Annotated in this window: 15 protein-coding genes; 9 read left to right on the top strand and 6 right to left on the bottom strand. The window is 42.8% G+C overall.

Going from position 1 to position 12,485, the window contains the following annotated elements; genetic code table 11:
- Positions 1-209: 209 nt before the first annotated feature.
- On the top strand, positions 210-1,337 hold the full coding sequence (locus ACXAD8_RS06250) for an alpha/beta hydrolase-fold protein (protein WP_475226236.1): 1,128 nt from the start codon (positions 210-212) through the stop codon (positions 1,335-1,337).
- 14 nt (positions 1,338-1,351) lie between these two features.
- Here ACXAD8_RS06250 and ACXAD8_RS06245 read toward each other — a convergent pair whose 3' ends face one another.
- The gene (locus tag ACXAD8_RS06245) at positions 1,352-2,116 is read right to left on the bottom strand and encodes a ParA family protein (RefSeq protein WP_475226234.1); all 765 of its coding nucleotides are present in this window, start codon (positions 2,114-2,116) and stop codon (positions 1,352-1,354) included.
- Positions 2,117-2,416: 300 nt separating this feature from the next.
- Between ACXAD8_RS06245 and ACXAD8_RS06240 the strand changes: the two genes are divergently transcribed.
- From ACXAD8_RS06240 to ACXAD8_RS06220, 5 genes are all read left to right on the top strand, one after another.
- Entirely contained in the window at positions 2,417-3,046 is a 630-nt protein-coding gene (locus tag ACXAD8_RS06240; protein ID WP_475226231.1) for a TetR/AcrR family transcriptional regulator, read from the top strand.
- 86 nt (positions 3,047-3,132) lie between these two features.
- A complete protein-coding gene (locus ACXAD8_RS06235) occupies positions 3,133-4,632 on the top strand; it encodes a wax ester/triacylglycerol synthase domain-containing protein (RefSeq protein WP_475226229.1) in 1,500 nt (499 codons plus the stop codon).
- 555 nt (positions 4,633-5,187) lie between these two features.
- The gene (locus ACXAD8_RS06230; RefSeq protein WP_475226226.1) at positions 5,188-5,454 is read left to right on the top strand and encodes a hypothetical protein; all 267 of its coding nucleotides are present in this window, start codon (positions 5,188-5,190) and stop codon (positions 5,452-5,454) included.
- 218 nt (positions 5,455-5,672) lie between these two features.
- On the top strand, positions 5,673-6,095 hold the full coding sequence (locus ACXAD8_RS06225) for a hypothetical protein (protein ID WP_475226224.1): 423 nt from the start codon (positions 5,673-5,675) through the stop codon (positions 6,093-6,095).
- On the top strand, positions 6,092-6,286 hold the full coding sequence (locus ACXAD8_RS06220) for a helix-turn-helix transcriptional regulator (RefSeq protein WP_475226221.1): 195 nt from the start codon (positions 6,092-6,094) through the stop codon (positions 6,284-6,286). The genes ACXAD8_RS06225 and ACXAD8_RS06220 overlap by 4 nt, the downstream gene beginning before the upstream one ends.
- On the opposite strand, the gene ACXAD8_RS06215 is transcribed toward ACXAD8_RS06220, so the two are convergent.
- The 3 genes from ACXAD8_RS06215 to ACXAD8_RS06205 all read right to left on the bottom strand — a co-directional run bounded on the left by ACXAD8_RS06215 (position 6,255) and on the right by ACXAD8_RS06205 (position 8,633).
- A complete protein-coding gene (locus tag ACXAD8_RS06215; RefSeq protein WP_475226218.1) occupies positions 6,255-7,205 on the bottom strand; it encodes a hypothetical protein in 951 nt (316 codons plus the stop codon). The genes ACXAD8_RS06220 and ACXAD8_RS06215 overlap by 32 nt on opposite strands.
- Before the next feature lie 59 nt (positions 7,206-7,264).
- A complete protein-coding gene (locus ACXAD8_RS06210) occupies positions 7,265-7,771 on the bottom strand; it encodes a Csu type fimbrial protein (RefSeq protein WP_475226215.1) in 507 nt (168 codons plus the stop codon).
- 130 nt (positions 7,772-7,901) lie between these two features.
- Positions 7,902-8,633: a YceB family lipoprotein gene (locus tag ACXAD8_RS06205; protein ID WP_475226213.1), complete on the bottom strand. Its 732-nt coding sequence runs from the start codon at positions 8,631-8,633 to the stop codon at positions 7,902-7,904.
- Between the two features lie 135 nt (positions 8,634-8,768).
- On the opposite strand from ACXAD8_RS06205, the gene ACXAD8_RS06200 reads away from it, so the two are divergent.
- The 3 genes from ACXAD8_RS06200 (at position 8,769) to ACXAD8_RS06190 (ending at position 11,793) form a co-directional block, all read left to right on the top strand.
- Positions 8,769-9,311 carry a GNAT family N-acetyltransferase gene (locus tag ACXAD8_RS06200; protein WP_475226210.1) on the top strand — a complete coding sequence of 181 codons (543 nt, stop codon included), beginning with the start codon at positions 8,769-8,771 and terminating at the stop codon, positions 9,309-9,311.
- Positions 9,312-9,560: 249 nt separating this feature from the next.
- Positions 9,561-10,406 (top strand): M23 family metallopeptidase, encoded by an 846-nt coding sequence (locus ACXAD8_RS06195; protein WP_475226208.1) that lies wholly within the window; start codon positions 9,561-9,563, stop codon positions 10,404-10,406.
- 76 nt (positions 10,407-10,482) lie between these two features.
- Positions 10,483-11,793, top strand: coding sequence for a M20/M25/M40 family metallo-hydrolase (locus ACXAD8_RS06190; RefSeq protein WP_475226205.1), 1,311 nt, complete (start codon positions 10,483-10,485; stop codon positions 11,791-11,793).
- A gap of 54 nt (positions 11,794-11,847) precedes the next feature.
- Here ACXAD8_RS06190 and ACXAD8_RS06185 read toward each other — a convergent pair whose 3' ends face one another.
- Together ACXAD8_RS06185 and ACXAD8_RS06180 are read right to left on the bottom strand one after the other, a co-directional pair.
- Positions 11,848-12,183: a hypothetical protein gene (locus ACXAD8_RS06185; protein WP_475226202.1), complete on the bottom strand. Its 336-nt coding sequence runs from the start codon at positions 12,181-12,183 to the stop codon at positions 11,848-11,850.
- A gap of 3 nt (positions 12,184-12,186) precedes the next feature.
- Positions 12,187-12,447 carry a hypothetical protein gene (locus tag ACXAD8_RS06180; protein WP_475226200.1) on the bottom strand — a complete coding sequence of 87 codons (261 nt, stop codon included), beginning with the start codon at positions 12,445-12,447 and terminating at the stop codon, positions 12,187-12,189.
- Positions 12,448-12,485 lie beyond the last annotated feature (38 nt).

Here is a 12,485-nt window from a genome sequence, read left to right as displayed (position 1 = left end):
CTAATCATGTTTTAGTTTTTTGGGTTGTATAATAGCTGGTTGGGCAGGGGCCTTATGTCTCTGCTCAAACTTGTATCTGGCTACTTCCTTTTTTCAAGCTCTCACCTTTTAAACCTTAAAATCAGTAAAAATTCAGGCAAATATCAGTTTTTGTTTGATCAGATAGCTTAATCTACGTTTTTCTAATCCACTGAAACAAGGAAACATGGATGATTCGATACCTAAGAACACTGTTCACATTTAGTCTTTTATCTTTCTGCTTTTTACCGGAATTTACGGCCAGCGCCGAACCAGTTGTTACCCTGGGGGAAACCCAGATTGTCAGGTCAACAGTATTGAATAAAGAAATGTCTTTGTCAGTACATTTACCTGAAAACTATGACGTTTCTGTCCATTCATATCCAGTGATGTATATGATGGGGTCACATTATCATGCAAGATTTGCAATGCTGGCTGCTACCCTGGATTACATGGCGGGCTCTCAAATTCCGCCCACAATTCTTGTTGGTATCGATTTGCCTGAGGGTAATAGAATGTTATTGCCAGACCGTCAAACCGGAGATATCAGTATTGCGGATAAGTACATAGGGTTTATAGAAAAAGAGCTGATTCCTTATGTTGATGGTAAATATCGAACAGTACCATTCAGGACGCTTTACGGTGCATCCAATAGTGGCTTTTTCAGCACTTATTTTTTACTCAGTAAACCAGAAACCTTTAATGCTTATTTTGCCAGCAGTCCCAGCATTGGAGCAGCCCCTGAGTTGTTAAAAAAACAGATCAAAGACGGGCCGTTAAAGCAATTCTCAAAAAAGCGATTTTTTCACATTCTCTATAGTGATGATGATTTCGATGATGTGACGGATTATGTTCCCAATTTTTCTGACAATTTATTAAGTCAAAAGCCAGACGGACTGACATACAAGGTTGATGTCTTGGTTAATCAGGGACATGTACCAGCGGTGGATTTTATTACTTTTTTGCTAGAGCTTTATCCAGATTACAACCCGCCAGAAAAGATTTATAGCATGGACAATATTAAACAACACTATGGCACATTGACGCAAAGATACGGGTATCAGGTAAATCCACCGTTTTCGCTGCTTTATGATTTGGGAATAGATTTAGCGTTAGATAACGAGCTTTCCGAGGCCGACAAGGTTTTTCAATATTGTTTGCAGAACTACCCAAATAATAAGAAGTCTTACCTGGGAATGGGAGTGGTATTCCGGGAGCGACAAGACGTTAAAAACGCCGGCCTGATGTTTGAAAAGGCACTTGCCATTGACCCGGATTACGGCACTGCTAAAAGATTGTTAAATAAGCTGGGAAAGTAAGTCAAAAGAGGGGGTTACCCCTCTATGGCATCAAAAACAGCGACGATAGACTGGGTTAATTTATGTTTTGGTGCGTAGTGGATCAGCGGTTTTTGAACCTGGTGGGATTCTCGCATTTTCACCGATTGGGCGATGTATTGCGGGATGACCGGGTAATCCTGCTCCAGCAACTCGTCAATGATTTTGCCAGGTAATTTAGCGTTCGCCATATATTGATTTGCAACAATGCCTTCGATTTTCAGGCCTTCGTTGTGATCTTCTGTTATTTCGGCAATTTGGTGATGCAGGCTCAACAAACCCTGAATAGCAAAATCGTCACAGTCAATCGGAATCAAAACTGAATCTGCCCCAATTAATGCGGATAAGCTATAAAAGTTCAGGGCTGGTGGCGTATCAATAAATATGCGATCAAACTCCTTACTGAGTTTTTGCAAGGCTTCACGCAACTTATAAATCTTATGGCGACTATCTAACTCACTCTCAATATCTGCCAGATTGGGGGAGCCAGGTATGATAAACAGGTTTTCGTATTGGGTTGGCTGACAATATTCGATCGCTGGTTTTTTGCGAATATGAAATGTGATGGTCTGGTCAAAGAGTTCAAAAATGCTGTCTTCTTTATTGGCATTTTCTTTTTGCAGGTAGCGGCTGGCATTACACTGAGTGTCTAAATCCAACACCAGTGTCTTTAATCCTTTGCTGGCGGAAATTGCCGCCAGGTTTACGGTTAAACTGGATTTTCCTACGCCACCTTTTTTGTTAAACAAGACTCTGATCATGTTATTTCCCATTTCTCACTTTCGGTCATTGTGATGCTTGTCTAGAATTAAGCTCATTGATAATGATGATAATCAGCATAGTCATGCTTTTGTTGCTGATTGTACTTTTAGCAGGCTACTATCGGTGATACCTATTCCAATAATCATTCGTTTTGTTTAAAACAGTTCTGCATCTCGCCGGGTAGTGCAAATGTTTACTGGAATTGGTATAACAAGTCCGACCATTGCGTAATTTACGGAACCTTAAACAAAAGCGCAATGGATTCCTGATACTAATACAGCTCCGCGCTAAGGATACTCATGAAAACAGCTGAACGAATTTTACTCACCGCCTTAGAGCTTTTTAATGATAGCGGTGAAAATAATGTAAGTTGCGTGGATATAGCACTTGAATTAGATATTAGTCCGGGTAACCTTTATTACCATTATAAGGGTAAGGAAGTGATGGTGATTGCGCTGTTTGAAATGTACAAAGAGCGCATGGATAAAATATTGAACTCTCCACAAGATGTTGATTTAAAAATCGAAGAGTTCTTTTACTTTTTGGTTATGGTGCTGCAAAGCAGTCATATGTTTCGCTTTTTGTATCATAATCCGGCCGATTTAATGGCCAAGTACCCTTCCATAGGTAAGGGCTTTAAGCGACTTATTCAAAGCCGGGAGAAGAGCTTCAACCTGTTGCTGTCCCGTTACGTTTCTCAGGGAAATATGCAGTTGAACGCCAGTCAGCAACACCATCTGGTTGGTTTGATTTCTATGGTTTTCACTCAGGCGACTAACTACTATTTACTTAAAGGCGAAGACATCGAGAGTGAACATTATATTTACGAGTGTCTGGGAGACGTTTTGTTTGCCTTGACGCCATATATGAATATCGATGAAGCTGAATTAACTTCGCTGTACGCAATGATAGAACGTGAAGAATTCTAACTTAGCAATATACTATTTTAAAAAGCATACTTACAGAACACACACGATAGCTATCGCTCACGAGCCGGGTGAGCAGGGATTACAAAATGAGCACAAGCATTCCTTTTCTGGATAAAACCTTTTGGATCACTGAGTCAGAGGATAATCCAAAGCACGTCGCCAGTTTACAGTTGCTGGAAATGCCAGAGGGGGCTCCCGATGATTACATCGAGCAACTGGTGACTAAACTACGTAGTTACAACAAGGCCGTAGCGCCCTTTAATTACAGAGTTAAGTCTATCGGGCCTTATCCCATCAAGTTTGCTCCGCTGGATGAGCTGGATATGGAATATCATGTTCAGGTGAAAGAGGTGGATGATGTGTCGGATAAACAGGCACTTCACAAACTGGTAGCACGCTTACATGAGCCACGTCTGGACCGGAAAAAGCCCCTTTGGCAATACACAGTGATCAAAGGTAAATCAGGTAAGCAGTTTGCCATGTATGCCAAAATTCACCATATGTACGGTGATGGTGCCACCATGGTGAAGTGGTTTCAGGCCGGTTATTTACCTGATCCTCAGTTGGATGAGTTTACTCCTGTTTGGGCAGTGGAGCGCAAACGCAGGCAGAGACTTAAAGTTAATCCAGTGCTTGGCTTTTTCAAAGGACTGTGGGAGTTTTTAATCGCCTTTAAAGATATCCTCATTATTTTGTTGCGTCTGTTAATGAAGATTTTGCGAGTGAATCCAACCTACATGCCAATCCCATTTTCCGGCACTAAAACCTTGCTGACCGGTCAGGTGAAACGAGGTCGAACTGTGGCAACAGTAGACATGGATTTTGCCCGAATTCAAACAGTAGGGAAGCGCCTCAGAGCAACAGTGAATGAAGTGTTGCTGTGCTGTTTCGACATAGGCGTACACAAGTTTTTAACGGATCACGGTCATACTTTTGAAAAAGCTTTGTTCACCAATATGCCGATTAACTTGCGCAAGCCTGGCGAGCAAACCAGTGGCAATAAAATAGCGATTGTGCCGGTGAAGTTGGCCCACGGTAAATCTGATCCTATTTTGCGCTTGCGTCAGATAATAGAGAATCACAGAGTGGTAAAGCTAGCGGCTAAGCGAGCTCACTCAGGTGCATTTAGTTATTATACTGTGCTCATCCAAACATTCGCCTTGCTGTTTGAAGTGTTGAGAATATCCTCTTTGGTTAAACCCATCGCCAACATTCTGATATCAAATGTCCCCGGGCCAGCAGAAACTCGCTACTTTGGCGATGCAAAGTTGTTAGCCGTGTACCCCATTTCCACTATAGTCCCAGGTGGAGGTGTTAATATCACGTTACTCACATACAACAACACTGCCAATGTCGGTATTGTTTGTTGTGATACCAATATAAAAAGTCTGGAGAGCATGGCACTGTATTTCAACGATGCTTTTGAATTGCTGGAAAAGGCGATTGATGATCCTACATTGACTATCGAAGATATCGGAGAGCGGATCGTTGACATGCCAAGAACCTTGGTGGATGACGACCCTTACAAACATGACGACGATGAAGAACATCATGCTCCTCAACCAAAGTTGGAAAAGTCTGCCTGAAAATGACTTTGTAGATAGCCACCGCGAGGTGGCTTTTGTATAAGTCATTAGCGCCTTAGAACAGCCTCAAAATTTGTTGATGCGACGAAGCAGCCAATTTTACCGTTCAATAATCCTACAAAATATGCCTTTTATCGATTCATCGAAGATATCCCTTCGCTGGTAGCATTTAGCGCGATTTACGCGATTTTTCTGGATATGATCTAGAGCGTGTTCACCTTTTCGGTACAATTTTGCAGCAGTCTGTGTGCAATTTAGACAAGGCGAATGCTTGATGGTCTAGTGGTTCTAAATCAAAAGCATTCAACGCGGTATAAATTGCACACAGGCGCTGCCCGATGGGTTCGTCATATAAGCGCTTTACTCTTTGTCGCAGTCCTTTGACTTAGCACCACTAGGCCTGTAGGACTGTTCCGCGATTAAAGCGCTTATATATAGAACAAATTTCGTACAGCAAAGGTAAACACGCTCTTATCATCAAAGCGCGTAACCAAAGTCATTTTAGAAAACGTGCTTTACAACAGAGTTATTTTTGTCCTGAGTCGGAGATGGGTTATGAACAAGGTTATTAAAAGAGTTTTTGCGGTTTTTTCTGTGGGATTTGTGGCGCTATCGTCACTTTCTGTAAGTGCTAACGTGACGCTGGATAACGTCACTGATTACTATCTGTATGGCACGTTAATAGAGACAGAATTTGATATTGACAATCACGTTAGTGAACAAATCAGTGATGCCTCTGAAACTGTGTTAGCAAGTGAGTCAATGATGTTGGCCGGGGTTGAACATGAGCAGGCGGAAGTCGTACAGGTTTCTGCGGAGTAAGCGTTTGTCAGATTCATTCATTTCAGGGCAGTGGTGCCTTATCATTGCCCGTTCTTTCCTGCTTTCCTCTTAAATAATTCTCACTTCTTTCAAATAACTAACGCTTATAAAGTTTGGTGTGTTTGTCTAAAAGTAATGTTTGCTTGACATTTGGGTGAGCGGGGCTTACTCTGAATAAAGTTAAGTTTGCTTTACTTAATATCAAAGGAGATAGACAAATGCACAATATTGACAGTGGAAATACAGAACTGGATAAACGCCTAAAGCAGGGTGCCAAAAACGTATTTATCTGGACTTCAGCCTGGCTACTTTGTACCGCATTACTGGCTTTCGGTCCTAAATTACTCTGGGACTTCAATACCAATATTACACTGGTTGTTGTTGCGGTTAATGTCTTGAGTGGCGTAAAAATGTTATTGGTTAACAAGCAACATTTGGAACTGATGGATGAGCTACAACGAAAGATTCAGATGAACGCAATGGCCGTATCATTAGGACTGACAATGATTTTTGGTTCTCTGTATGGTTTGTTACAACCCGCTGGGTTAATCGAGTATACACCTAACCCCAGTAATATTTTGTTTGTATTGGGAATTAGCTATATGGTGGCGCTGGTGATTAATCACAGGAAATATGCATGAAGAACAGGCTTAAAGTTCTCAGAGCAGAACGTGACTGGACGCAGGCTGATTTAGCTCAGGCATTAGATGTTTCCAGGCAGACCATTAACGCCATAGAAAAAGGCAAGTTTGATCCTAGTTTACCATTGGCTTTTAAAGTCTCACGTCTGTTTCAGATGCCTATTGAGGCGATATTCCAGGACGAAGTTTAACCAGCTTTTTTCTGTGGGACTTAAGTTCAGAACTGGCATTGAAATCTGAAGGTTGCAGCCATAGCGAATCATCCAGAGTATTTAACCCCTCGGGCAAATAGGGGTTAGCCACCTGAATCAGGCGAGTCTCTTCTGGTTGTTGTAACGGAAATATATGACGGGTGAGTTCGTGTTGCTGCATGTGTTGAGTTATTGCTCCCTCTAATGCCAATTTAGCCATGCCATTTTGTAGCTTTTTCGCTAGCTCAGGCGAGGACTGAGAGACATAGAAAAACACCGCAAAGGGATAGTGCAGCAACAAGGCATCATAACTTTGAAACTGAGGGTATTGATCAGCTCTTAACTGCACTTCTTTGGTGTAATCATGGTATCCCCGGGGAAAATAATCGCAACGTGCTGCGTCCAACATTTTAAACAGGTCTTCGTATACTGTGGAGGTGGTGACCTTTAGTCTGGCATTTTGCAAAATTTTGGTATCTGGCCAATAAGTCCCCTGGCAGGCGGTCAACTTTTGCAGTTGCTTCAGATTGTCCACTTCATCAAATAGCGTCTTATTTCGCTGATGAATAATGAATTTTCTGTAGCCGATTAGCCCTTTTGTGGTAGGTACAGTAATCGGAATTAAGGATTTTGACAGCGACTTTTCTGCGCCTAACCAGTATACATCCACCAGATTGTGCTTAGTCATTTCTGCCATCACACGCATCTCACTGACAAAAGGCACTTCAATGAGTGTTATCTGACTGGACGGCTCAGAGTTTTGTAAAGCCATTTGCAGTAATTTAGTGTGATAATCATGGGATATATCGAGCTGTGAGCGGGGACCGGGGATACGTATTTCGGTCGAGATTGACTCCGGGGATTTTGCCCAAACAAAGGTGACCGATAACAACAAAAAACAGGCGATGAGGTATTGCATGAAGCAGAGTATAGCTTGAAATTTATCTGTGGTTACAGTGTTTTATAATAGAGTTTGTATCAATCAAAAGAAACAGTGACTTCGATTGTATCCCGGTAAATGCCTGCATATTCATATCCATTTACCTGCGGCGTTATTTTTATTACCCGGCCTTTTTCTTTGCCTGCTTTACCTGAGCCAGTTCTTTGGCTTACGGTTTGCGGCGTGGCCAGTGATAAGTTGCTTGCTGTGTTGGCAACGGTAAACAGATAAGGGATCAAGTCACCATTTTCATTTTTTAAATAACCGCCATTTAACGAGCTATAGGTAGCCTGAGCTTTGTTTTGTCCGGTATTACACCAAATAAAAACATTGTTAGTTTTTTGCGACCTTGAAGAACTTAAATCCAGATTCAGCGAACGCTGCTTAACATTGTTGCGCACTTTACAGGTGGGCTCTATGGTGCCGCCCATTTCTATGCTAGTGCTATTTTCAGTAGCTTCACTTGCCAAAACGACAGTGCTACACAGTCCCAGTATCAGGGGCAGCGTGAACCATGGCGTATTGAAAAAAGCTCTAAATCTCATCTTTCCCGGGATATTTGTAAGGGACGCCAGAAAAGTGACGATATTCCCTGCATATTGTGGTTTTAGGGTTTAAAGCAAAGATGAGGCCAACTTTCTATTGGTACGCTAAAAATTATCGCGAGTGTCAGAGCTATCCTTTGTCTGGGTGAAAAATAAAGTGTAATTGCCCATTTTTAACCTGGATATCCTTACCCATTTCAGCAAATAGCTGCTCTTCAAAATCTCCATCGTTCAACTGGTACTGTAATTCCGCATCGTCATTAAGACGCGCCACGACTTTCTCCAGTTCCGGTTTGTGGAAATCCAGAACTTTCTGTTTGTTACCCAGCATGTAGAGAGACAGGTATTCTCGTGCTTCCCTATAAGTTCCACTGCTCAAAATGTTCAAGGTGGTTTTCATAGTCGCGCCGAACACAGTTCTGATTGGATTGGGTACCAGTGTCGAAATTAGTTGTCTGGTATCTTTTAATAAAGAATATTCATCCTGGACCAGGGTGATCTTTTTGACCTGAATATTCTTGAGGTAAATTAACTTTTTATCCTTGTTATAGGCGGGCCAGGCTATGCCTTCGATATCCACATGTGCCCGATAGATTGGGTTAGCCATGGAATCTACGTGCAAGGCACAAAAAAGATTGATCGTAAAATGGTCTGCCAGTTGTGGCATGGCAATTTTGGCTTGCTGAATAACCAATTCGCCCTTTGCACCCGGCACTGGAATGGCAAAGGTTTCAGGGAGGCAATGACTTAACATGGTATTCAGTTCATCGGCTTCCATAGTGACAGACTTTATCCGTCTCAATTTGATCATCCACCGGGCAAGCCATTGTTGTATTTTGGTTTTATCTATTTTTAATACCATTTGCCTTTGTGTACTCGGAATATGCCTTGTATTGTGTGCCTTGTTTGAATGCATAGGCCGAAAGTGTTAATTGTTTCCGGCGTTAGCAGCAATGGGGCAAAAATTGATTATAAGGTTAAAATTAGTGGAAAGGGTATGTTTGAAACAGAAAGATTGATACTTCGGCAGTGGCGAGAGGATGACTTTCCACTGTTTTGCGAGATGAACGCAGATCCTGAAGTTATGTCATTTTTCCCAGCGACCTTATCAAAGCAGCAGTCAGCGGGTTTATTCAGTAAGCTTCAGACTATGATTTCTGACAAGGGCTGGGGCTGGTGGGCATTAGAGCTTAAGTCTAATGGGGACTTTATCGGCACAGCAGGGCTGATGCCGGTGAGTTTTGATTCCTGGTTTACGCCTGCTACTGAAATAGGCTGGCGTCTCAGAAAAGCTTATTGGCGCTATGGTTATGCCACCGAAGCTGCCAGCGCAATCCTTGGATTCGCCCGTCAGCAATTACAGTTGCATCGTGTGGTGAGCTTTACTGCCTGTCAAAACAAACCGTCCATTGGAGTAATGGAAAAGCTCGGCATGCACCGATGTGACAATACCTTCATGCATCCCGGTGTGGCAGATGACAGCGAACTAAAAGAACATGTTTTGTATGAGATTAAGTGGCACCAAGATGATGCTTCGTAATATCTTCCTGTAAATGCAGTTACTGAGAGCTGGTTCACAGTATTTGGCTAATAAATATTCAACTTGTGGCCGATAATTTAAATAACGGTTAATGACCGTTATATGTGTGTTCCTATTAGGTGTGTTCCCTGGGCCGCTTCTTTTGAAGCGGTCTTTTTTCGTTTGCGGCAGAATATTTGTTACACTTTGGATGAAACCAAAATGCCGTTTGTTGGGTAATCTGTATAGGCGTAAACCCGAATTGTTTAAATGAAAAATATTGTTAGCTTAGTTTGTTTATTGCTGATTTGGAGTTTCCCTGTATCAGCCACTTATAAATCATTCTGCAGTGATGAGTGGGCTTGTGCTGGCGCAGATAAGAATGCATTCGGCGAGATTGATTATTGGGTACAAAATAAAAAACCTTACCCGATAACGATGACACTTTCCGTCAGAACCACTAATTTGCAGTCAATAGACGGCGTTGTTCAGGATAAATGGGAATTTACCCTTGTGTTGCCCGGACAACAAAAACGCACGGTACTGCAACTGCGCAAAGTGATCAGTAACAGGTTAAGCCGTGACAGTTATGAGTTTAATTGGATCCCCGGAGATAAAAATGCAAGTCATGACAACCAGTATCGTTATGCAAAGCCTTTTGCGACAGACCGAGACTATCGGGTAGTTCAGGGCTTTAACGGCAATTTCAGTCATAGTGGAGCATCCCGTTACGCGGTGGATTTTGCCATGCCGGTTGGTACGCCCATTCATGCCGCCCGTGAGGGGGTTGTCATTGATGTTGAATCTGAAAATTGGCGAGGGGGAGCTTCCCGTCGTTATGCCAAATATGCCAATTTCATAGTGATCTTGCACGATGACGGTACGACGGGGGAATACTATCACCTGAAACAAAATGGTGTGGTGGTTGCTGTCGGGGAAGAAGTAACAGCTGGACAACTCATCGGCTACTCCGGTAATACCGGTTTTTCGTCTTTGCCGCATTTACATTTTGCGGTATATAAGGCCCGTAGCCATGGTCAATATCAATCCTTGCCCATTCAATTTAACAGTCCGCTAAATACCTGGAAAAGAAGAGGTCTGGGTTTATCTGAGTAGCGGCCAGCTACGTCATAAACTTGTTATTTGTCGGACAGCTGATAGGCTTATTCGTAAATCAATAAGAATGATCGTTATGAACCGCACCACAACATTTAGTCTGTTTTTGCTTCTGTTTACTTTCAATAGTTTTGCTGATGCTGTCACCGACAGTACCGAGCAAGAAATACTCAAACTTATCGAATCCTATCAACCTGATGCCCGTAAACTATTAAAGGAATCGGTTCTTATAAACAGTGGCACCATGAATTTTGATGGCGTTCGGGAAGTGGCAAAACACCTACAGACAGCCTATGCACAAGCCGGTTTTGAAACCCAATGGTTGGATGGCAAGGAGTTTGGTCGGGCAGGGCATCTCACTGCTCAAATGGGAACTGAGGGTGTAAAATTTTTACTAATTGGTCATTTGGATACCGTATTTGCTAAAGACAGTGAGTTTCAGCAATACCAGGTTATAGATGAATACCACCACAAAGGGCCGGGTATTACTGATATGAAAGGCGGTAATATCATCATGTTGCAAATATTAAAAGCATTGCAGGCCAGTGGTGCTTTGAGCAATATGCAGGTCAGAGTCATTCTTACTGGTGACGAAGAAAAAAGTGGTGAGCCTCTGAGCGAGGCTCGAGCAGCGTTGATTGCTGCGGCAAAATGGGCGGATGTCGCCATCGGGTTTGAAGACGGTGACAGCGACCCGACAACGGCGGTGATTTCCCGTCGTGGTTCTATTAGTTGGTCTTTGGATGTCAAAGGGCGTCCGGCTCATTCTTCGCAAATTTTCAGGGAAGGCTATGGAGATGGCGCCATCTATGAAGCCGCCAGAATTCTGAACACCTTTCGCGAACGATTATCTGTTATGCCTAATCTGACTTTTAATCCGGGCATTATTGTCGGTGGAACCGAAAGTCACATAGGTGAAGATGCTAATGCCACAGCATTTGGTAAGGGGAATGTGATTGCCCAAACAGTTAAGGTAAAAGGCGACTTACGGGCATTGAGCCCAGAGCAAGTGGATATGGCAAAAAATACGATGCAGGCTATCGTGCAGCAAAACCTGGCTGAAACCAGCGCCACCCTCACGTTTGATGATGGCTATCCACCTTTAGCGCCCACTGAAGGCAATAAAAAGTTACTGGGCTTGTTTAATCAGATAAGCCAAGAGTTGGGTTATGGTGAAGTCGTGGCGGTTAATCCCAGAAACGCTGGCGCTGCAGATATCTCCTTTACTTCCGGTTATGTTGATATGGCAATCGATGGCCTGGGCTTGATGGGCGATGGTGGTCACACCATACACGAAGTCGCTGATATGCGAACGTTTGAACAAAATATGAAGCGCGCAGCACTGTTGATGTACCGGGTAGCGAATACGCCTGATTTTGTGGAATGATGGAATAATTCATGCGAGTGTATGGGACAAAATAGTCTGACTTTGGTTTGGAAACTACCAGGGCCATTGGCCCTGAATCACATTCAATTCTCTTGTGGAGATATCCAGTTCCAGTAGCGAAAAATCTTCATTGCGTTGTACCTTTTCTACAAACGGGATAAACCACTTAACCCGGTCCTTAAAATATTCGTTAAAGTAACCGTGATAGTGGGCCAGTGCTCCGTCTGCTGAAACCGGAAAGTTGCCATCGTAGTCCCCGCCTACCCGAAACGGATACTCCAGATTGGTAGGGCAAAATGCAAACCCTTCAGCCTTATCGTAGATTAAAACGATGTAATTGATACCACCTCGCACCGCCTCTTTGTACCAGGTGGGAAGTGGCTCTGCCATTGCTCAGGAATCCAGCCGGGTGATCAGGTTGTAGCCCTGAGCTTCGTAGTCATTAATGCATTTTTGAAAATTATTCTGGATCTTTATTTCATCAAAAAAACCAAGAGCATAGGCGTCGCATTTGACTTTCATTTTTTCCTGGTTTTGCAGTACTGCCACCATTTTAAGTTCTGCGAAACCCAGTTTATAAGCCAGCTCTACAAATTGAGTGTGTAATACAACGAGTAGAACAAGGGCCAGTAAAATAGAGAGTAGTTTATTCATGTGTTTTTATTATTTGTTTTTAATGTTGCCAATTAGCT

Source organism: Planctobacterium sp. AWH2_060, from assembly GCF_056158425.1.
The sequence above is the reverse complement of the archived record's forward strand: the minus strand, read 5'-3'. Positions and strand labels throughout refer to the sequence as shown.